The 18,203-nt window shown below is 62.6% G+C and carries 22 protein-coding genes; 11 read left to right on the forward strand and 11 right to left on the reverse strand.

Annotation, left to right across the window (positions count from 1 at the left end):
* Window positions 1-56 precede the first annotated feature (56 nt).
* From BQ8482_RS10405 to BQ8482_RS10420, 4 genes are all read right to left on the reverse strand, one after another.
* Window positions 57-1,310: a L,D-transpeptidase family protein gene (locus BQ8482_RS10405; protein ID WP_123147549.1), complete on the reverse strand. Its 1,254-nt coding sequence runs from the start codon at window positions 1,308-1,310 to the stop codon at window positions 57-59.
* Between the two features lie 350 nt (window positions 1,311-1,660).
* Window positions 1,661-2,176 carry a transcriptional regulator LdtR gene (gene ldtR / locus BQ8482_RS10410; protein WP_027154640.1) on the reverse strand — a complete coding sequence of 172 codons (516 nt, stop codon included), beginning with the start codon at window positions 2,174-2,176 and terminating at the stop codon, window positions 1,661-1,663.
* A gap of 275 nt (window positions 2,177-2,451) precedes the next feature.
* A complete protein-coding gene (locus BQ8482_RS10415) occupies window positions 2,452-2,874 on the reverse strand; it encodes a DUF6163 family protein (protein ID WP_123147550.1) in 423 nt (140 codons plus the stop codon).
* The gene (locus BQ8482_RS10420) at window positions 2,871-3,914 is read right to left on the reverse strand and encodes an enoyl-CoA hydratase/isomerase family protein (RefSeq protein ID WP_123147551.1); all 1,044 of its coding nucleotides are present in this window, start codon (window positions 3,912-3,914) and stop codon (window positions 2,871-2,873) included. Before BQ8482_RS10420 ends, BQ8482_RS10415 begins: the two co-directional genes overlap by 4 nt.
* Before the next feature lie 162 nt (window positions 3,915-4,076).
* Here BQ8482_RS10420 and BQ8482_RS10425 point away from each other — a divergent pair, with 162 nt between their 5' ends.
* From BQ8482_RS10425 to BQ8482_RS10445, 5 genes are all read left to right on the forward strand, one after another.
* The gene (locus BQ8482_RS10425; RefSeq protein WP_123147552.1) at window positions 4,077-4,895 is read left to right on the forward strand and encodes a DUF2066 domain-containing protein; all 819 of its coding nucleotides are present in this window, start codon (window positions 4,077-4,079) and stop codon (window positions 4,893-4,895) included.
* A 248-nt stretch (window positions 4,896-5,143) separates the two neighbouring features.
* The gene (hemB, locus tag BQ8482_RS10430) at window positions 5,144-6,175 is read left to right on the forward strand and encodes a porphobilinogen synthase (RefSeq protein WP_123147553.1); all 1,032 of its coding nucleotides are present in this window, start codon (window positions 5,144-5,146) and stop codon (window positions 6,173-6,175) included.
* 42 nt (window positions 6,176-6,217) lie between these two features.
* Complete coding sequence (locus BQ8482_RS10435; RefSeq protein ID WP_123147554.1) at window positions 6,218-6,514, forward strand: nucleotidyltransferase family protein; 297 nt, start codon at window positions 6,218-6,220, stop codon at window positions 6,512-6,514.
* Window positions 6,515-6,551: 37 nt separating this feature from the next.
* The gene (locus tag BQ8482_RS10440; RefSeq protein WP_244602722.1) at window positions 6,552-6,854 is read left to right on the forward strand and encodes a HepT-like ribonuclease domain-containing protein; all 303 of its coding nucleotides are present in this window, start codon (window positions 6,552-6,554) and stop codon (window positions 6,852-6,854) included.
* 158 nt (window positions 6,855-7,012) lie between these two features.
* Window positions 7,013-7,657 carry a dihydrofolate reductase family protein gene (locus BQ8482_RS10445; RefSeq protein WP_123147556.1) on the forward strand — a complete coding sequence of 215 codons (645 nt, stop codon included), beginning with the start codon at window positions 7,013-7,015 and terminating at the stop codon, window positions 7,655-7,657.
* A 208-nt stretch (window positions 7,658-7,865) separates the two neighbouring features.
* Here the strand turns inward: BQ8482_RS10445 and ppk2 are convergent, their stop codons facing one another.
* On the reverse strand, window positions 7,866-8,786 hold the full coding sequence (gene ppk2, locus BQ8482_RS10450) for a polyphosphate kinase 2 (protein ID WP_123147557.1): 921 nt from the start codon (window positions 8,784-8,786) through the stop codon (window positions 7,866-7,868).
* Window positions 8,787-9,045: 259 nt separating this feature from the next.
* Here ppk2 and BQ8482_RS10460 point away from each other — a divergent pair, with 259 nt between their 5' ends.
* On the forward strand, window positions 9,046-10,089 hold the full coding sequence (locus BQ8482_RS10460) for an aldo/keto reductase (protein WP_123147559.1): 1,044 nt from the start codon (window positions 9,046-9,048) through the stop codon (window positions 10,087-10,089).
* Window positions 10,090-10,123: 34 nt separating this feature from the next.
* On the opposite strand, the gene BQ8482_RS10465 is transcribed toward BQ8482_RS10460, so the two are convergent.
* Entirely contained in the window at window positions 10,124-11,095 is a 972-nt protein-coding gene (locus BQ8482_RS10465; protein WP_123147560.1) for a glycosyl transferase family 90, read from the reverse strand.
* A 204-nt stretch (window positions 11,096-11,299) separates the two neighbouring features.
* On the opposite strand from BQ8482_RS10465, the gene BQ8482_RS10470 reads away from it, so the two are divergent.
* Window positions 11,300-11,458, forward strand: coding sequence for a hypothetical protein (locus BQ8482_RS10470; protein WP_123147561.1), 159 nt, complete (start codon window positions 11,300-11,302; stop codon window positions 11,456-11,458).
* Between the two features lie 55 nt (window positions 11,459-11,513).
* Here the strand turns inward: BQ8482_RS10470 and BQ8482_RS10475 are convergent, their stop codons facing one another.
* Together BQ8482_RS10475 and BQ8482_RS10480 are read right to left on the reverse strand one after the other, a co-directional pair.
* Entirely contained in the window at window positions 11,514-11,771 is a 258-nt protein-coding gene (locus BQ8482_RS10475) for a DUF982 domain-containing protein (RefSeq protein ID WP_123147562.1), read from the reverse strand.
* Window positions 11,772-11,829: 58 nt separating this feature from the next.
* The gene (locus BQ8482_RS10480; protein WP_123147563.1) at window positions 11,830-12,495 is read right to left on the reverse strand and encodes a GntR family transcriptional regulator; all 666 of its coding nucleotides are present in this window, start codon (window positions 12,493-12,495) and stop codon (window positions 11,830-11,832) included.
* A 180-nt stretch (window positions 12,496-12,675) separates the two neighbouring features.
* Between BQ8482_RS10480 and BQ8482_RS10485 the strand changes: the two genes are divergently transcribed.
* Together BQ8482_RS10485 and BQ8482_RS10490 are read left to right on the forward strand one after the other, a co-directional pair.
* A complete protein-coding gene (locus tag BQ8482_RS10485) occupies window positions 12,676-13,980 on the forward strand; it encodes a multidrug efflux MFS transporter (RefSeq protein ID WP_123147564.1) in 1,305 nt (434 codons plus the stop codon).
* The gene (locus BQ8482_RS10490) at window positions 13,977-14,351 is read left to right on the forward strand and encodes a DUF423 domain-containing protein (RefSeq protein ID WP_123147565.1); all 375 of its coding nucleotides are present in this window, start codon (window positions 13,977-13,979) and stop codon (window positions 14,349-14,351) included. Before BQ8482_RS10485 ends, BQ8482_RS10490 begins: the two co-directional genes overlap by 4 nt.
* Window positions 14,352-14,459: 108 nt before the next feature.
* Here BQ8482_RS10490 and BQ8482_RS38065 read toward each other — a convergent pair whose 3' ends face one another.
* Together BQ8482_RS38065 and BQ8482_RS38070 are read right to left on the reverse strand one after the other, a co-directional pair.
* Window positions 14,460-14,624: a hypothetical protein gene (locus BQ8482_RS38065; protein WP_164783660.1), complete on the reverse strand. Its 165-nt coding sequence runs from the start codon at window positions 14,622-14,624 to the stop codon at window positions 14,460-14,462.
* A gap of 62 nt (window positions 14,625-14,686) precedes the next feature.
* Entirely contained in the window at window positions 14,687-14,830 is a 144-nt protein-coding gene (locus BQ8482_RS38070) for a hypothetical protein (RefSeq protein WP_165848504.1), read from the reverse strand.
* Window positions 14,831-14,977: 147 nt separating this feature from the next.
* Between BQ8482_RS38070 and BQ8482_RS10495 the strand changes: the two genes are divergently transcribed.
* Window positions 14,978-16,060 carry a LacI family DNA-binding transcriptional regulator gene (locus BQ8482_RS10495; protein ID WP_123147566.1) on the forward strand — a complete coding sequence of 361 codons (1,083 nt, stop codon included), beginning with the start codon at window positions 14,978-14,980 and terminating at the stop codon, window positions 16,058-16,060.
* Between the two features lie 16 nt (window positions 16,061-16,076).
* Here the strand turns inward: BQ8482_RS10495 and BQ8482_RS10500 are convergent, their stop codons facing one another.
* Window positions 16,077-17,321, reverse strand: a complete 1,245-nt coding sequence (locus BQ8482_RS10500) for an OpgC family protein (RefSeq protein WP_123147567.1) — start codon at window positions 17,319-17,321, stop codon at window positions 16,077-16,079.
* 203 nt (window positions 17,322-17,524) lie between these two features.
* Here BQ8482_RS10500 and BQ8482_RS10505 point away from each other — a divergent pair, with 203 nt between their 5' ends.
* Window positions 17,525-18,196, forward strand: a complete 672-nt coding sequence (locus BQ8482_RS10505; RefSeq protein ID WP_123147630.1) for an alpha/beta hydrolase — start codon at window positions 17,525-17,527, stop codon at window positions 18,194-18,196.
* Window positions 18,197-18,203 lie beyond the last annotated feature (7 nt).

Raw genomic sequence — 18,203 nt, forward strand, 5'->3', positions numbered from 1 at the left:
CCGGATGCAAAAAGGCCGCCCTCACCGGCGGCCCTTTCAGTAAAAAAATCAGTCGCTTAGAGCGCGGAGGTGATCTGCAGCTCGTTGGCTCCGTCGAGCCCGTAGATGTCGTCGCGGAACTGCACGACGCCAGGCCCCGTCGACCAGGCCGAGATGTAGAGGAAAAAGACCGGCACCGGGTTGGTGACCTGCACCGGGATGTTCTCGCCGCTCTTGATCGCTGCCTCGAAATACTGGCGGCTCCAGCCCGGCGTGTCGCGCAGGATCCAGGTGACGAGGTCGCGTACGTTCTGGACGCGCACGCAGCCCGAGGAATCGAAGCGCATCATCTTGCCGAACAGGCTCTGCTGCGGCGTGTCGTGCATGTAGACGCCGTCCGGGCTCGGGAAATTGATCTTGACCGAGGCCATCGCATTGCCGGCGCCCGGATCCTGGCGGAAGCGGTATTTCTCCGCGTCGTCGGTCGACCAGTCGACGGTCAGCGGATCGACCTCGCTGCCGTCGGGTGCGAACAGACGGATGTTGCTGTCCTTGAGATAGTTGGGGTCCTTCCGCATCAGCGGAATGATGTCCTTGCGCACGATCGAGACCGGCGCATTCCAGTAGGGATTGACGATGATCTCGTTGATCTTGGAATCGACGATCGGCGTCTGGCGGTCGATCTTGCCGACAACGGCGGTGTGGCGCAGCACGACGCGGTCGTTCTCGACCGCCTCGATCTGGGCGCCCGGGATGTCTACCAATACATAACGGTTGCCCAGCGTGCCGGCGCGTTCGTTCAGCCGCTGCAGATTGGTCTGCAGCTGGCCAAGCCGGACCTGCGCCGAAACATTCATCGCCGCATACGAATATTGGCCCAGGGTCCCGTCGGAAGGCAGGCCGTGGCGCGCCTGGAAGCGCTTGACCGCCGCATCGACGTAGGAATCGAAGGCCTCCGACAGGCCGGCGCTCTGCGCCAGGTCGCCCGAAATCATCAAGCGCCTGCGCAATGGCACCACGTCGGGATCGATGACGCCGAGCTGCAACTTCTTGGTGTCCGGGACCGGCTCCCAGCCGCCCTGCGCGACAATATTCTGATACTGCGCGATCGCCTGCTCGGTGTACGCAACGGTCTGCAGGCTGACGATCGGCAGCGTCGAGGCCACCTTGCCGCCCTGGCTGGCGCGGGCGTCGAACTGGTCGTCCCAGTTGCCGCGGCCCGAGGATTTCAGGATATCCGCGATCACGTCCTGCGCGCTGGCGCCACCAGCAATCATCGTCGCGGCCAACGCGGAGGCTCCGGAAAGGAAGAAACGGCGACTGGTTCTCATGTACGCTCCAGATATTCCTGTAACAATTTTTTCACCGGGCGATCCCGCCCGCACTCTAGGGTTGGCGTCCTTAACAATTAGCCAACCATGGCCCCCATTGCTGCTGTGCGAGAAACGCGCCGGGCGCGACGCGCGTTCTCAGAGACGTTGGCAGGGAGACGGTTGGCTCTCGCCGCAACATCACCCGCATTCTCGCTTTCACCGGGAATATGGCGGCAACGTGACCCTAACTGCGATTTGGATCGGCTGGCGTGACGAAACGGAAAGACCGGTGCTTTTCGGCACCGGTCTTTAGATCGCTCCCCGGCCACGCTTCCGTGGCGCGGTTCCCCTTCATGTCGGGGATTTGCTTACATCCGGTAAGCGATGGTGTCGTTCCAGAAGCGGTCGAGGCGCTGCAGGGCGCGGTTCATCTGCTTGAATTCTTCCGTGTTGATGCCGCCGACCTGCTCGATCGAGCCGACATGGCGCTCATAGAGGCCGGCGACGACTTCCGCCACCTCACTGCCCTTCGGCGTCAGCGAGACCCGCACCGAACGACGGTCGATGCGCGAGCGCTGGTGGTTGATGAAGCCGAGATCGACCAGCTTCTTCAGATTGTAGGAGACGTTCGAGCCGAGATAGTAGCCGCGCGAGCGCAGTTCGCCGGCGGTCAGCTCCGAATTGCCGATGTTGAAGAGCAGCAGCGCCTGGATGGCGTTGATGTCGGAACGGCCGTTGCGGTCGAATTCGTCCTTGATCACGTCAAGCAAACGGCGGTGCAGCCGCTCCACCAGCTGCAGCGACTCCATGTACAGCGAACGGATTGCCTCGCGGCGGTCGTCGGATACGTTGGCGGTCTTCGCCGCCGGACGGGAATTGATCATTGTCTTTGCCTCTCGTTTGTCGCCTGGTGATTTTTTGTTTTTCACCTTGATCGCGACACTATCGAATACTCATAAAATTCGACTTAAACGCTAGGGCTAACAAGAGCTTACCGGTAATAGGTTTCGAAAGAGGCTTAACGAAGGGTCACCCGAACAAGGATGATTAACCTAAAGATTTAGCCAATGATTCCGGGCGGAAGCCGACACAAGTTAGAGCGTCCTTTGCTCGTCCAACCGGACGCGCGGCTATTCTTGTTGAGCATCGCTCCTATGCTCTATCGCCGGCTCTGGCGCTTCTGCATCCAGATCATCACGCGAAAGACGATGTAGAGCAGCGCCACCGCCGCATGCGAGGCTAGGATCAGCGGCCGGTGGCCGAAGAGTTCGGGAAAGCCGGCATACATGACGGTCTCGGTCGCCGCGCAGATGAACCAGATCACCGGCCCCCAGGAGGCCAGCATCCACAGACCGGCGGCGGCGAAGGGAAAGAAGACGGCGAGCGTCACCGCCGCCACCTGCCAATGCACCGGCATCAGGTCGAAGCGCCACAACGAACCGGGATAGAAGCCGATCAGCCGGATCCAGTACAAAATCCCGAATAACAGGCAGTAGCCCGCGATGACGCGCTGGAACCAGGCGAAGATGACCTCGGCCGTCGAGGGCTGGAGCACGAAGCGTCTCGACGTGACGTCGCTCACAGTTCGATTTCCCGTTCGCCGAGCGGAGCGAAATAGGCATCGACGTCGGCAGCGCTGACGTCGTCGATGCCTGCCGGCCGCCATTGCGGCGTCGAGCCCTTGTCGATGATGGCGGCGCGGATGCCTTCGTAGAAATCGTGGCCGGCAAGCATGCGGTTGAGGATGCGGAACTCCATCCGCATGCACTCGTCCATCGACAGCGTCAGTCCGGCGCTGATCTCGCGCCAGGCGACGTGCAGGCTGGTCGGCGAGCGGGTGCGGATCGTCGCCAGCGTCTTTGCCGCGAACGCATCGGCGGGTGCGGCGCGCTCCAGGCTGCCGATGACGTCACCCAGCGACGGTTGCGCGAAATGGCGGGCGATCGCTTCCAGCGTCGGACTGTCCGTCTCGCGCCGGGCCGGGACGGAAAAGCCGCGCAGCGCCGGTTCCGGGTCGCCGGTCGCGACCAGCCTATCGAGAAAACCGGCCTGGTCCTGCGCCTTGATCGTATGCGTTGCCAGGCCAGACCACAAAGCATCGCCATAGCGGATGCGGTTTCCGGTCAGGGCCAGATACATGCCGAAGCTGCCGCCAAGGTTCGGCAGGAGATGGCTGGCGCCGACATCCGGGAAAAAGCCGATGCCGACTTCCGGCATCGCGAACTGGGCGTTCTCGGTCAGTACCCGATGCGAGCCGTGGAACGAGATGCCGACGCCGCCGCCCATGACGATGCCGTCGATCAGCGCGACATAGGGTTTTTCGAACCGCGCGATGCGGGCGTTCAGCCGGTATTCGTCGGCGAAGAAATCGACCGGCGGCTTTCCGGCCCGGCCGGCCTCATAAATGTGGAGGATATCGCCGCCGGCCGAAAACGCCCTGCCCTCGGCTTTGACGACGACGACATTGACGCCGTCGTCGCGCTCCCAGGCGCGCAGCGCCTTGTCGAGCGCTTTGACCATGCGATGGGTGACGGCATTGAGCGCCTGCGGCCGCGTCAGCGTGACAACGCCGGCCCTGCCCGATCGTTCGAAGCGGATCTCGTTGCCGCCGCCAAAATCCATCGCCTAAGAATCCCTCCCCCGCGCCGCCGGGACTGAAGTGCTAAAACGCGGCGCATGGGCGCGTCAATGGCGGGGCGCAATCCTGCCGCCTTGGCCACCGCCGGCAGCCGATGCTAGAACGGGACCATCTTGATGACGGGCTTTCAAACCGGACGTTGAGCCATGCTTGGATTTTCGCGTCTTGCCCTATTGGCGATCGGCCTGATGGTATGCGCGACCGCTCGTCCCGCATTGGCCGGGGACGACCTCTATCGCGCGAAGACCATCGTCACCGGCCAGGGCGAAGAAAACCGCCGGATCGGCTTCAAGTCCTGTCTGGATGCGGTTCTGGTCAGGGTCTCCGGCGATCAGCGGCTGCCGAAAAAGCCTGAAATGGCGGCGCTGCGCGACAAGGCTGGCAGCTTCGTTGCCGAATTCCGCTATCGCGACCGGATGGAAGGCATTCCGATCCACGACGAGCAAGGCACGCATGACCGGCCGCACGATCTTACCTGCCTCTACAGGCCTGGTGTGATCGACCCGGTACTGGCCTCGCTCGGCAGCAAGCCGTGGCTCGCCGAGCGGCCGCGGCTGGCGATCTTTCTCGCAACGGAGCGAGGCGCCAGGCATTTCGCGCTGGCCGCCGACGATGAGCGCGGCGCATCGATGCGCGAATCGTTCGTGAATGCTGCCGACCCGCTGGCGATGCGGATCGCATTCCTCAAGGCGTCGCTGCTCTCCGAATCCGGGCTGGACGACAAGGCGCTGCACGAGGTGGATATCGCGGCTCTGGACAAGGACGCCAAACAGGCCGGCGCCGACCAGGCGCTTGCCGGCAGGATCGTCTGGAGCGACAAGGAATTGGGCTGGATCGCCGACTGGCGGCTGGCCACGGGCGGCAGGACCTACAGCTGGCAGGTGCGCGGCGTCAGCTTCGACGAGGCGTTCCGCGTCGCCATGCGGGGAGCGGCGCAGATCCTGTCCGGCAACGGTCAGCCATAGGTATGCCGAGTTTCAGGTGATGCCTGCAAACGGCGGTTTCCTGCGCTTCCAGTACTCGCGTACCTAAACGTACGCTCCGTTCCGGTTCTCGGAATCCACCTGTTTGGTCGCTTCGCGCCCGTCTTCGACTCCGGCTCGGCCTGACCTGAAACTCGGCATACCCCTCCCTTACGATGCTGGCACAATCGTGCCGCATTGGTCAGCGGCGGGGGCTCGTGGTAAAAACCACCCGATCCGGAGTTTTGGCGATGAACAAATTTACCCCAGCAAAGCCTGCCGGCGCGCGCAGCGTCGACGAGATCACCGGCAGCCGCCGTTTGCGCCGCATGCGCAAGGCCGACTGGTCGCGCCGTCTCGTCCAGGAGAACCGGCTGAGCGTCGATGATCTGATCTGGCCGATCTTCGTCGTCGATGGGAAAAATATCCGCGAACCGATCGCCGCCATGCCCGGCGTCTTCCGCCTGTCGCTCGATCTTGCCGTCAAGGAGGCCGAGCGCGCGGCAAGGCTCGGCATTCCGGCGATCGCCACCTTCCCCAATGTCGAGCTCGGCCTGCGCGACCAGACCGGCTCGCACATCCTCGATCCGGAGAACGTCATCAACCGCACCACGCGCGCCATCAAGCACGCGGTGCCCGAGATCGGCATCATCACCGACGCAGCACTTGATCCCTTCACCTCGCACGGCCACGACGGCATCTTGCGCGACGGCATCATCGTCAACGACCAGACCGTGGAGCAGGTGACGGCGGCGGCCGTCATCCAGGCGGCGGCCGGCGCCGACATCATTGCCCCGTCCGACATGATGGATGGCCGCATCGGCGCCATCCGCGATGCGCTCGATGCCAATGGTTTTCAGGACGTGGCGATCATGTCCTACGCGACGAAATTCGCCTCCGCCTTCTACGGACCCTATCGCGAGGCGGTCGGCACCGCCGGCCTGCTCAAGGGCGACAAGAAGACCTACTATCTCGACCACGCCAATTCCGACGAGGCCGTGCGCGAGGCCGAGCAGGACCTCGCCGAGGGCGCCGACATGCTGATGGTCAAGCCCGGCCTGCCCTATCTCGACATCATCCGCAGGCTGAAGGACGAATTCCGGATGCCGACCTTCGCCTACCAGGTGTCGGGCGAATACTCGATGATCAAGGCGGCCGCCGCCAATGGCTGGATCGACGGCGACAAGGCGATGCTGGAATCGCTGCTGGCCTTCAAGCGCGCCGGCTGCGACGGCATTCTTACGTATTTCGCGCCTGAAGTGGCGACGATGCTTAAGGGGTAAGCATCGTTTTGGGATTTTGCTGCAATCCGCTAGAATGGACCCATGAGCAGGAATGACGTCATCGAACGGTTGCAGAGGAACGCAGATGCCATCAAGGGCATGGGCGCGACTTCGCTTTATCTGTTCGGGTCGGCAGCGCGGGACGATGCGCAGCCGGACAGCGATCTTGATCTGTTCATCGACTATGGTCCGGCGAGGCGCTTTTCTCTAATCGATCTGGTCGGCATCAAGCAATTTTTGGAAGAGAAGATGTCAGCGGAAATCGACATCACCACACGCGACAGCCTTCATCCTATGTTGAAGGCCGAGATCGAACAATCGGCCGTGCGCGTATTCTGATGGCAGTCCGCCGATCCTAGCCGAGATCATAGCGGCTTTGGATGGCATCAGCGCTGCCACCGCCGGCAAGACTCTGGATGACTTTCGTAACGACTGGCTGCTACGCCATGGCGTGGAGCGCGGCATCGAGATTATTTCCGAAGCCACCCGGCACATCCCGGACGATTTGCTCGCTCTTGCTCCAGAAATTCCCTGGAAACAGATCCGCGGAATTGGCAATGTTTTGCGTCACGAATACCACAAAACTTCCGACGCTATCGTCTGGACCGTAGTGACAGACAGTCTGTCGCCGCTACGCCTAGCTGTCGAGCGCATCCTCGAGGCAACGCGGCGCAAGTAACTGCAGCTGCAACCGCCTTTTTGGCGGTGGTTCTGGTGCGGCTGGCCCAACGAGCCGCCCATCGCTCGGCGGCGATTCAAAGTACCGCTTGCAAAATGCAATCAGTCTAGCTAAAAACAACTGCTTGCATTTCACAACTGGATTAGAGGGAGGTACTCATGTCCAAGCTTCGTGTCGACGCTTTCACCCTGTCGATCGACGGCTTCGGCGCCGGTCCCGACCAGGACCCGAAAGAGCCGCTGGGCGTCGGCGGGGAAGCCCTGCACAAATGGATGCTCGGCACTCGAACCTTCCGCAACATGTCTGGCGAAGATGACGGGACCACGGACACGGACGACGCGTTCGTCACGCGCAGCTTCGAAAATATCGGGGCGTGGATAATGGGCCGCAACATGTTCGGGCCAATTCGGGGACCGTGGAAGGACGAAAGCTGGAAAGGCTGGTGGGGAGACAATCCGCCCTACCATGTGCCGGTCTTCGTGCTCACCCACCATCCGCGGGATCCTATCGTCATGGAGGGCGGCACGACCTTCCATTTCGTGACCGACGGCATCCACTCAGCGCTGGAAAAGGCGAAAGCAGCGGCTGATGGCAAGGACGTACGGCTCGGCGGTGGCGTCGCCACGATCCGGCAATATCTCCAGGAAAAGCTCGTCGACGACATGCATCTGGCGATATCGCCGATGCTGCTCGGCTCAGGCGAGAACCTTTTTGCCGGCATCGACATCCCCCGCCTCGGCTACCGCTGCAGCGAGCAGGTCGCAACGCCGAATGCCACGCATGTCATCATCGAGCGCGCGTAGTGCTGTGATGATAAAGCAGCCCCCTCACCCGGATTGCCAACCGAATTGCGAAGAGCAATTCGGGGCAATCCGACCTCTCCCCGGGGGGAGAGGAGATCGCCAGCGCTGGCGCCAGCCTCTTCTCCCCAGCGGGGAGAAGGTGGCCCGAAGGGCCGGATGAGGGGGCGTTCTCAGGCGCGGCAGTGCGCTTCTGGCGAGAACTCTGGCCTCAATACTTCTCAGGCACGTACAGTTCGCGCGGCAGCACCTGGCGCTCATATTCGGGATTGAAGACGCGCTCCGGCAGTATGATTTCCTCGTGCGGGACTTCCTCGTAAGGCATCTGCTTGAGAAGATGATCGATGCAGTTCAGCCGTGCCCGCTTCTTGTCGTTGCCCTCGACGATGAACCAGGGGGCTTCGGGAATGTTGGTGCGGGCGAAGGTCTCTTCCTTGGCCTTGGTGTACTGCTCCCAGCGCACGCGCGACTGCAGGTCCATCGGCGACAGCTTCCACTGCTTCATCGGATCATGGATGCGCATCTGAAAGCGCATCTGCTGCTCCTCGTCGGTGATGGAGAACCAGTATTTGACCAGGGTGATGCCGGAGCGGACCAGCATGCGCTCGAACTCCGGCACGTCGCGAAAGAACTCCTCGACCTGGTCCCGCTCAGCGAAGCCCATTACACGCTCGACACCGGAGCGGTTGTACCAGGAGCGGTCGAACAGCACGATCTCGCCGCCTGCCGGCAGATGCGGGACGTAGCGCTGGAAATACCATTGCGACTTCTCGCGCTCGGTCGGCGCCGGCAAGGCGACGACGCGGCAGATGCGCGGATTGAGCCGCTGGGTGATGCGCTTGATGACGCCGCCCTTGCCGGCCGAGTCGCGGCCCTCGAAAACCACCACCAGCTTCTTCCTGGTGTAAGCCACCCAGGACTGCAGCTTGATCAATTCGGATTGCAGCGTGATCAGGTCGCGAAAATATTGGAGGCGATCCATCGAGGGCGGATGCGCGTTCTTGTAGATTTTGGCGATTTCCAGCGACAGCGCCGGTTCCGACATTTCCAACTCGTAGTCCTCGTCGAGCATGTCGCCTAGCTCCGCTTCCAGCCAGTCCTTGGCAGGAGAATTCTGTTTTGCTTCGGTCATTTATGCTGCTCCGCGTGCACGCCCTGTCGGCGTCCGGCCTGCCAGCCAAGATCGAACACCTTGAGCCGACTTGCATACAGGCCGGCAATGACGGTTTTATTTCAGCCGGCCTGTGCGCCGGTGCGCCCAAATCCGTGAGATGCGATCAATCCGCCCCCCTTGGCATGGGCGACAAGCGGCTCAAATTGTCCTACAAATGCCACGTTCCTTCGGGCAGCCTTCGAAGCAGCCCTTCTCAACGCAATTGCGAGGATCTGATATGGAATACCGCACTCTCGGCCGTTCCGGACTGAAGGTTTCGACGCTTACCATGGGTACCATGACCTTCGGTGGCGCCGGCGCATTTTCGGCGGTCGGCAAGACCGATCTCGACGAGGCGCGCCGGATGATCGACCTCTGCATCGATGCCGGCATCAATCTCATCGACACCGCCAATGTCTATTCGAATGGGCTTTCGGAAGAGATCATCGGCGAAGCGCTCGGCGGCAAGCGCAAGCGCGATGTACTGATCGCCTCCAAGGCGCGCATGCGGATCGGCGACGGTCCCAACGACGAAGGGCTGTCGCGCTACCATCTGATCCGCGAGTGCGAGAAGAGCCTGAAGCGCCTCAGGACCGACGTCATCGACATCTATTTCCTGCACGAATGGGACGGCACGACGCCGCTCGAGGAGACCATCGCCGCGCTCGATACGCTCGTCAGCCAGGGCAAGGTCCGCTATGTCGGCTGTTCCAACTATTCCGGCTGGCAAGTGATGAAGGCGCTGGGGATCAGCGACCGCCAGCACCAGCCGCGCTTCGTCACCCAGCAGATCCACTACACGCTGGAAGCGCGCGAAGCCGAATATGAACTGCTGCCGATCTCGGTCGACCAGGGGCTTGGCGTGCTGGTGTGGAGCCCGCTCGCCGGTGGACTGCTGTCCGGCAAATACAACCGCGACCAGGCCACCGCCCGCCAGCTCAGCGGCTGGTCTGAACCGCCGATCCGTGATGAGGAGCGGCTATGGCGGATCGTCGACGTGCTTGCCAATATCGGCAACAACCATGGCGTGTCGGCGGCGCAGGTGGCGCTTGCCTGGCTGCTCGGCCGGCCGGCCATCAGTTCGCTGGTCATCGGCGGACGGACCGAAGCACAGTTCAAGGACAATATCGCCGCTGCAAGCCTTGTGCTGACCAGCGATGAGCGCGCACGCCTCGACGCAGTCAGCCGCCCGCCCGTTCTCTACCCCTATTGGCACCAGCAGTTCACGGCAAAGGACCGGTTCGGTCCGGCCGATCTGGTTCTCGACCGGGAGGGTATTTGAACGGATCCGGATCAGGTCGAAGGCCGCTGCGGGCTTAGCCGGAGATAAAACGCCAGACCTCGGGATCAGGCTCGATCTGACCGCTGAGCACGAAATACTTGTAGAGCACGAGCAAGCAGATCGCCTGCTCGGCCCGTTCGTCGGCGAACTTGCGGCAATAGGCGTTGGCGGCGGCGACGATGCGATCGGCCTCAGTCGGATGCCGTTCGAGATACTGCACCCGCTCGGCAAGATCCGTGAAATCAGGTTCGAGCGGCACATAGTGAACATCAGCCACGAGTTCGCTTTCGGCGAACCATGTCTCATATGTCGGCGGCGGCATCAGGCACAGCGAATTCGAACTCATGATCCATTTTAGGTTGGTCGCCACATCGTTGCCTTCGAGCGAAATGATGTAGCGACAGCGCCGCTGCTGATCGATGCTCAGATAGGGCTTGCGATATTCCGGCGCTGCCGTCGGTTTGGGCGTGCCGACATCGCAAAAGGGCAGATCGCGCGCGGCCTCCAGAAGCAAGGTCCTTATCGGGTTGTTGAGCTCGCCGCGCCACACCGCAACCGGAAGCTTGTCCGCAAAGGCAATTTCGTCGGCGGGCATGTGGAAGTGGCGGAACTTGTTGAGCTTGAACAGGACCCCGTTCCTGTTGTCGCCGGCGATCGGCCGATCCTTGACGATCGACGGCATCGCAGGCACTTCGACGACGTCGCCGAATTCGAGGTCGATGCGCAAATCGGGATCGAAGTAGCGGGTAAATTCCTTCAGATCGTAGTAATACATGCTCCGGCCTCTCGGCAGCCGGCTTAGCGGCACGGCCCCGGCGCTCGGCGCGAAAGCGTCCTGCAATCTGTTGTAATAGTTGAGACGCGCGCGGACCGATCCGTCCGAAAGCCTGGCCTGATTGAGCAGCCCGGCGAGCCTGCGGCGGAACAGCGCCTGCGGTGCGATATCGCGCACGGCATTGCGCGCATAGTAGAATAGCTTCTGTGCGTTTCTTTGAAGGGTGGCCATCGGTCACTTGGTGAAAAAGTCGGCTTGTGATTTGCCCTCCCGGCCCCTCCTACACCATTGTGCCGGCTATCTTGCAAGCCACGGAACCGTGTTCAGCCGGCCTGCCGGCTGTGTATGGAGCCGATCGCCCTTTGCGGTGTTGTGTTTGTAGCCCAATGCCCCTAGGCAGGGCTGAGAACCTTTGGGATTGTGAAAGGAAGAGATATGGCGCGAGCACCGAATTACGGCCAGGAACGCAAGGAACGCGACCGGCAGAAGGCCGCCAAGAAGGCGGAAAAGCAGGCGGCCAAGGCGGCAGCCAAGGAACGTTCGAAGCCCGAAGACGAGACCACGTCCGAGACCGAAACGGAAACGGCAGAGTAAAACGCATCCGGCCCGCGAGGCGGATCGGATTTGGCCTAGGAATCCCGCTGCGTCTTCAGGCCGGCGCCTTGTCGCTGACGAACACGTTCACCTCGCGCGCGGCGGCGATGAAGGCGCGCCTTGCGGTCATCGCCGGTTTGTCGCCGGCCAGCGCATCATGGCAGGCCTGCAGCGCTTCGCGATGCTTTGGACTGCGCTTGCCGGGCCAATTGTTGAGGAGGTAGTCGGAAGCCTCGCGCGCGGTCCGCAAGAGCTGAGTGGTTCCGTCCGCCGACTTGACGGTCACGGGTGTTTCAAATCGGTTGTTTTCCATCGCCGCTCTTACGCCATCGGCGCTCGCGAAGCGAGGGCGAAAGTGGTTGCCTCCGCAATCACACCGCAACGACGGCAAATCCCCTGGCACGCAGGCCGCGCCGGTCATTGTGCAATGATGTCACCAGCCGGTCGCGGCCGCCGACGATATGAGCCGAAAGCCGGTGTGCCGCCTCATCCGCATCGCCGGCCCGCACCGCCGCCAGAATGGCACGGTGTTCGGCCCAGGCACGGCCGAGTGCCGCCTCGTCGCGCACCTCCAGCCAACGCGCCCGCGACAGGCGCGTCATGGCATCGCGAACCGCCCTGAACAGGAACTCGTTGCCGGACAGGCGTGCCAGCTCGATGTGAAAGTCCATGCCGACGCGGTGCCATTCCTCGCGCGGGGTGCCGGCGTCGCAGGAGTCCAGCATCGCCTCGATGACGTCGACGGCGCTCCTGTCCTCCAAGGCACAAGTCAGCTTGACCGCCGCGACCTCGACCGCCTCGCGGTAGACGGCGATCTGCTCGATCTCGGCGAGGTTGATTGGGGATACCGTCCAGCCGCGCCCGTCGCGGCAGACCAGACCTTCCGTCTCGAGCCGCAGCAATGCGGCCCTGACCGGCGTGCGCGACGCCCCGAAGCGGCTTTCGATCCAGCGTTCCGTCAGCCGCTCGCCGGGACCGATCTCGAGGCCGAGGATCATCTCCCGAAGCTGCTTTTCGACATTCTGCATCTGCGACATTGTGGTTTCCGATTTCTGGCCGTTTTGCTGGCGATCGGCTCGACTACCATCGTTTGCCGATCACGTTTGAGAGCGCCGCATTGACAGCCGTCGAGCTTGCGTCCATGACGGATACCAGCTTGGTATCCCAAAATGGTATCCGGAACAAGTCGCCGAGAGACTTGCCGGACAGGACAGGACATGCCGCAAGAAGCCACCCCTGCCATGCAAGGCGCCCACAACATCCACTGGCGCCGCAATCTCGCCGTGTGCTTTGCCGGCTCGTTCAGCACACTTGTCGCCATGACGCTGCTGTTACCCTTCCTGCCGCTTTACGTCGAGCAGCTGGGTGCCGAGGGGCACGCGGCTGTTGTGCAGTGGTCCGGCATCGCCTATGGCGCGACGTTCTTCGCCGCCGCGCTGGTGGCGCCACTGTGGGGACGGCTGGGCGACCGCTACGGCCGCAAGCTGATGCTGGTGCGCGCTAGTTTCGGCATGGCCGTCTGCATGTCGCTGACCGGCATGGTGGAGACTGTCTGGCAATTGGTGCTGCTGCGCCTGCTGATCGGTTTCGCCGGCGGCTATTCCTCGGGTTCGACCATTCTCGTCGCCATGCAAACGCCGAAGGACCGGTCGGGCTGGGCGCTGGGCGTGCTGTCGGCCGGCATCACCGCAGGCGCCCTCGTCGGTCCCCTGCTCGGCGGCGCGCTGCCGCCCTTGATCGGCATCCGCGCCACCTTCCTGCTCGCCGGCGGCGTCATTTTCCTGGCGTTCCTGGCAACGACATTTCTCATCAAGGGGAACCCTCGCCCGGCAGCCGACAAATCAGCACCGACTGAGAAGCCGAAAGGCGGCTGGGCGCAAATCCCCGACAAGCGCCCGGTCGTCGCCATGCTGGCGACCGGCATGCTGCTGAGTTTCGCCACCATGTCGATCGAGCCGATCATCACGGTCTACGTCCAGCAGCTCATCGAGGACCAGAGCCTGCTAACACTGACCTCCGGCGTCGTCATGTCGGCGGCGGCACTTGGCGCCATCCTGTCGGCCTCGCGTCTCGGCAAGCTCGCCGACCGCGTCGGTCACTGGAATGTCATCATTGCGGCGCTTGCCGTCTCGGCGCTGCTGCTGATCCCGCAGGCCTTTGTGACGCAGGGCTGGCAGCTTGTCGGCCTGCGTTTCCTGATGGGGCTGGCGCTTGGCGGTCTCCTGCCCTGCATCACCAGCGTCATCCGTCACAATGTTCCGGACGGCGTCGGCGGCAATGTGCTGGGCTTGTCGATCTCGGCGCAATATGTCGGACAGGTCGCCGGGCCGTTGCTCGGCGGCTTCGTCGGCGGTCATTTCGGCATGCGCGCGGTGTTTCTCGGCACATCCGTGCTGATGGCGGGCGGTGCGGCGTATAACTGGCTGGTCCAGTCGCGTCGCGCGCGCGACATGCTGGTGCAGGCGGGCAAATCCTGCCACGGTTTGCGGGCTATCACTGCTTCACGGAGACCAGAGACATGAGCACGGCCGAGCAACCAGCAAGCGGCAGCGGCCGCATCCTCGTTCTCGTCGGCGGCCTGTGCGGCGCGGCCGGCGTGGCGCTCTCTGCCGCGGCGGCACATCTGGGCGGCGCTTTCGTCGGTACGGTCGCGTCGTTCCTGCTCATGCATGCGCCGGTCTTTCTTGCCGTCGGCCTCGTCGGCGCAAACCGGATCCTGCGAACCGCAAGCCTTATTCTTCTCGTCGGGCTTGTATTGTTCTGCGGCGATCTCCTTGCCCGTGACTTCCTCGGCTCGCGGCTTTTCCCGATGTCGGCGCCGATCGGCGGCACCTTGCTCATCGCCGGCTGGCTGGCGGTTGCAGCCTCGGCACTGGTGCGCCCGCGCTCCTGAAACGGCATTCCCGCAGCTCAGCGGGAGAGCTAGGCTGGTAGCCCTCCCCAGTTCAAAGTGCGTCGCTTGCGGACAAGACGGCCGGGTCCCGTTTTCGCCGAACGACGGTCAGTCAGACGATGGCCAGTCTTGCCGGCGTTCGGGCCGGACCGGCAGGTCGCGATTGCGTGCCGCCGGCTTGGTCAGCCGGCGCCGCTCCGGCCTATCGATGGCCGGCGAGATGCCCCAATAGTTGCGATAGATGTCTTCGAACAAATGATTGATCGGATGCATGGCTTGGCTCCTTTTTTAAACTTGAATCGATCCAATTGACAGGCCAGAAAATGCCGTACCGATCAGCTCGGCTTGCGCTCCACGAGAAAACGCAGATCGCGGATCCACGGACCGGCGCTGCCGCGACGCGTCCGGGTCACCGCGTTCGAGGTTATGCTCCAGTCGTTGCGATAGATGTCTTCGAACAGATAATTGACGGGGTGCATGGCTCTCTCCTTCCTGAATCGATCCCATCGACAGTTAGCGAAATTTGGATCGATTCAAAAATACGCCCAAATGCACCAATGTCAAGCAAAATTTGAATCGATCCAACAAAGGTGCTAGATACTGGATAAGGAGTCCGGAAGCAGAAAATGGCGTCATCCACCGAAAGCAATACGAAACCCATCCGGCTGGCAGACATCGCCAAGGCCGCCGGAGTTTCGCACGGCACTGCCTCCAACGTGTTCAGCCGTCCCGAGATCGTACGCGAGGAAGTCCGCGAACGGGTCAAGGCGGCGGCCGAGGCGATGGGCTATGCCGGTCCCGACCCGAAGGGCCGGCTGCTGCGTGCCGGCAAGGTCAACGCGATCGGCGTCGCCACGACCGAGCCGCTGTCCTATTTCTTCGACGACCCCTTTGCCCGCGCGATGATGGCCGGGATTTCCGAGGCATGCGACGCCACCGGCGCCGGGATAGCGCTGGTGTCGGCCGGCAATCAGGAAAAACTTGCCTGGAACATCCAGAGCGCGCTGGTCGACGGCTTCATTCTGTTCTGCATCGAGGGCGGCTCACGCCTTGTCGAACTGACGCGCGAACGCAAGCTCCCTTTTGTCGCGCTTGAGCTCGGCTTCCACGATGAGACCATCTCGGCGATCGGCGTCGACAATGTCGCCGGCGCCCGCCTGGCGGCGCACCATCTCGCCGAGCTTGGCCATCGGCGCTTCGCCGTTCTGGCGCTGCCTTTCGCCGACGACAGCACCGGTCTTGTCTCGCCGAGCCAAGTCCGGGCGGCCGTCTACACCGGCACGCGCGATCGCCTCGTCGGCTATTTCGAGGCGTTTTCCCGGTACGGCGTCGATACCGCCGGGATACCAGTATACGAAACCGAAAACGACGAAGCCAGCACAACGGCCGGCCTCGAAACGATCTTCGCCTCGACAGAGCCGCCGACCGCCATCCTGGCGATGTCGGACCGGATCGCCATGGTCGCGATCGAATGGTTGGCCGCGCGTGGCATTGCGGTTCCCGGCGACGTCTCCGTCGTCGGTTTCGACGGCGTGCCGGACGCCGCACTTTGCGATCCTCCGCTGACCACGGTTGCCCAGCCGATCGCCGAGATCGGACGCCGGGCGGCGCGAACGATCCTCGATTTCGACGGCACGGTGCGACGCGAGACGCTTGGCGTCGAGCTCGTCGTCAGGGCATCTTCCGGACCTCCGCCCAAAACAGCGTGAGGCAGACGCTATCGATTCAGCCTGTCGCCATGCCGCCCACGCCGAAGGATGCATTGACCGGCGGCGGCTCGCTGCGGACCGGCTTGCTGTTGCCGCCAATACCCGACAGCCATTCGAGGTAATAGGCGAGCGCGAACTGCATGGCGATGCCGGCGGCGATCAGCAAGCTGTCGTAGGCAAACCCACCCGGGTTGATCAGCTTCATCACCTGCGCCGCCATGGCCATCACCGTGCCGGCGATGAAAACCGGCAGCGATCGTTTGCCCAATATGGCAAGCGGATGGTCGCGGCTGGTACGGAACAGGTTCGAGACAGAAGGAAACGCCACGATCAGGTAGCTCACCGCCAGGATGTGCAGCAGCCTCGGCAGCGACAGGAACGTCTTGTCGAAGCCGGTCAGCACCACGGGCAGGTTCAGCCACGACACGTGCCCCCATAGCGGGCTGTGCACCCAGACCAACGCCGCCGCGACATAGACCGCCGACGCGCCGACCAGCCAGCGATTGACCGGAATGGTGCCGCCGCGCCTGATATGCAGCATGCTCGCCAGGCCGATGTTGAAGAGGAATTGCCACGACACCGGATTGAGAAACCAGAAGCCGGGCTCAGGATAATTCGGCGGGGCGATCTGGTAGACCCCGGCAACCAGCCACAGAGCTCCGGATAGGGCGAGTGCCGTGAAAGGCCTGCGGCTGATTAACAGCAGGAAGGTTGGCGCCATCAGCAGCAGCACCGCATAGACCGGCAGGATGTTGTTGTAGCCAAGCTGATGGCCAAGCGTGACGATGCCGATCAGCGCTTGCTGCGGGTTCCTGATCAATGGCTCGATGTTGATCAGCGTCAGCATGTCCGGCCGCTTCGCGAACACCGCTGCCGCGCAGAAGATGGCCAGCACCACCATCGTCGTTACAATGTGGGCGACATAGAGCACACCGGCGCGGCGCCACAATTTCAGTGTCGCCATGAGCCGGTTTCCGGACTGGAATTTTGAGCCGTAGGCGAGCGCGACGGACATGCCGGAGATCAGCACGAAGGCCTCGGCGGCATCCGAAAAGCCGAAATTCTTGTAGGTCAGGGTTTCGAAAACCGTGCCCGGGACATGGTCGACAAATATGATCAGCAGAGCGAGGGCGCGGAACACATCGATGCGCGTATCGCGCTCCGGGATACGCGTATCCGGGATACGCACATCGCGATCCAGGATACGCGTTCCGCGATCCGGGATACGCGTGACGCGATCCGATGAAATTGGCATGGTCATCGATAAAAGGCCTCAAAGCTGGTTGTTCATGCCGCGAGCGATGCGACCGCCCGGCGCACCGCTTCGATTCCTCCCGCAGGAGCATATCGGCAAACAAACGGACTGAAATGCGCCCGGTTCAATCAACTTTGAAGGAGCCCGAAAATATTCCGTTTTGAAGCCGGCAAATGAATAAAAGCGACACGAAATCAAAAGGATGCAATATGGCCGAAAAACCTCCGGAAGACGGCTTTTTGCGGCGCGACCTGCCGTTTTTCTACCGACTCTATCGACCCGTGGATTCGAGCGGCGAATGCCTTTTTCTGTTGCATGGATCCGGTGTCGACGAGTCGACGCTGATGGCGCTGGGGCAGCAAATCGCACCGCGCGCCGTGCTGGTGGCGGTGCGTGGCCGCATCGCCCAGGAGGACGGTTTCCGCTGGTTCAGACGGATCTCACCCATACGCTTCGAACAGGGTAGCATCCGCAAAGAGGCGGATGCTTTCGCCGGCTTCATCACCGCGGCCGCGAAGCGCCACGGGCTCGATCTCTCCCAAACGATCTTTCTCGGCTATTCCAACGGTGCCAACCTGGTTTCGAGCGTGATGCTGCTGCATTCCGGCCGCATCGAACGGGCGGCATTGCTGCGCCCGATGCCGGTGCTCGACGAGGTCCTCCCGGCCGATCTGTCCAAGGCGCGCGTGCTAATCATCGCCGGCGCCGCTGACCTGACCTACGCGCCTTTCGCGCCGGCGTTGGTCACATTGCTCGAATCACATGGCGCCGCGGTCGACGCCCACACCATCGCCTCCGGCCATGAAATCGGCGACCGGGATGCTGAAATCGTCAGGCAATGGCTGGCGGGCCCGGCAACGGCGATCGCGCAGGCGAATTGACGAGCCC

Origin of the sequence: Mesorhizobium delmotii, from assembly GCF_900149755.1 — a bacterium.
Lineage (GTDB): Bacteria > Pseudomonadota > Alphaproteobacteria > Rhizobiales > Rhizobiaceae > Mesorhizobium > Mesorhizobium delmotii.